This is a genomic window from Mycolicibacter sinensis (genome assembly GCF_001667945.1).
Taxonomy (GTDB): Bacteria; Actinomycetota; Actinomycetes; order Mycobacteriales; family Mycobacteriaceae; genus Mycobacterium; species Mycobacterium sinense_B.
This window is the reverse complement of sequence record NZ_LZJK01000084.1, coordinates 1-1,417: the sequence shown is the minus strand read 5'-3', so window position 1 is coordinate 1,417 and position 1,417 is coordinate 1. Positions and strand designations below refer to the sequence as shown.

The window sequence follows — 1,417 nt, the reverse complement described above, 5'->3', positions numbered from 1 at the left end:
AGTTGAGTCCCGCATAGTGGTGTAGCGCGGTTGCTGGGTTCGTCATCGTGTCGGTGATGGACGTAAAGCGGCCACCGCGTGATCCTTCGAGTCAACCTTCCACAGAATCCTCGAGGAGCATCACGATGACCGCACCCCACATTGTCGACCCTGCGGGCCTTCTTGGCGAGGCCCTGTCCGAGGCCTCCCCAGATCTGATGCGCTCGCTGCTGCAGACCGTGATCAACGCCTTGCTGTCCGCGGATGCCGATGCGGTGGTGGGCGCCGAATGGGGCCAGCCCACACCGGGACGGCGGGCACAGCGCAACGGGTACCGCCACCGCGGCCTGGACACCCGGGTCGGCACCATCGACGTCGCGGTTCCCAAGCTGCGCAAGGGAACCTACTTTCCCGACTGGCTGCTGGAACGCCGCAAGCGGGCCGAATCGGCGTTGATCACCGTGGTCGCCGACTGCTACCTGGCCGGCGTTTCGACGCGGCGGATGGACAAGTTGGTCAAGACCCTGGGCATCGACTCGCTGAGCAAGTCGCAGGTCAGCCGTATGGCCACCGACCTCGACGAGCACGTCGAGCAATTCCGCCACCGCCCGCTCGATGCGGCCGGTCCGTTCACCTTCGTCGCCGCCGATGCGTTGACGATGAAGGTCCGCGAAGGCGGCCGTGTGGTCAACGGGGTCGTGCTACTGGCCACTGGCGTCAACGGCGACGGACACCGCGAAGTCCTGGGCATGCGGGTGGTCACCAGCGAGACCGGCCCAGCCTGGAACGAGTTCTTCGCCGACCTGGTCGCCCGTGGGCTGGCCGGGGTGCGGCTGGTCACCAGCGACGCCCATGCCGGCCTGCGCGAAGCGATCGCGGCCAACCTGCCCGGAGCCAGCTGGCAACGGTGTCGCACCCACTACGCGGCCAACCTGATGAGCATCTGCCCCAAGAGCATGTGGCCGGCGGTCAAAGCGATGCTGCACAGCGTCTATGACCAACCCGATGCCCCAGCGGTAGCCGCGCAGTTCGACCGGCTCATCGACTACGTCACCGACAAGCTGCCGGCCGTGGCCGACCACCTCAGTGCTGCACGCGAAGACATCCTGGCCTTCACTGCGTTCCCCAAAGACGTCTGGACCCAGATCTGGTCCAACAACCCCGCCGAACGACTCAACAAAGAGATCCGCCGCCGCACCGACGCCGTCGGGATCTTCCCCAACCGCGACGCCATCGTCCGATTGGTCGGTGCGGTCCTGGCCGAACAGAACGACGAGTGGGCCGAAGGGCGCCGCTACCTCGGCCTCGACATCCTCGCCCGATGCCGCCTGACCACCGTCACCAACGACAACCCTGAAGTAGGAGCCGATGACATGCCCGCCCTAACTGCCTAACCCATCGGATCACGCAGCACTACACCACTTCCCGGGACTTGACC

At 66.1% G+C, this 1,417-nt stretch carries 1 protein-coding gene; it reads left to right on the top strand.

The genetic code is table 11. The features are described from left to right. Positions 1-125: 125 nt before the first annotated feature. Positions 126-1,373, top strand: coding sequence for an IS256 family transposase (locus A5694_RS11995; protein WP_064922065.1), 1,248 nt, complete (start codon positions 126-128; stop codon positions 1,371-1,373). Positions 1,374-1,417: the final 44 nt, after the last annotated feature.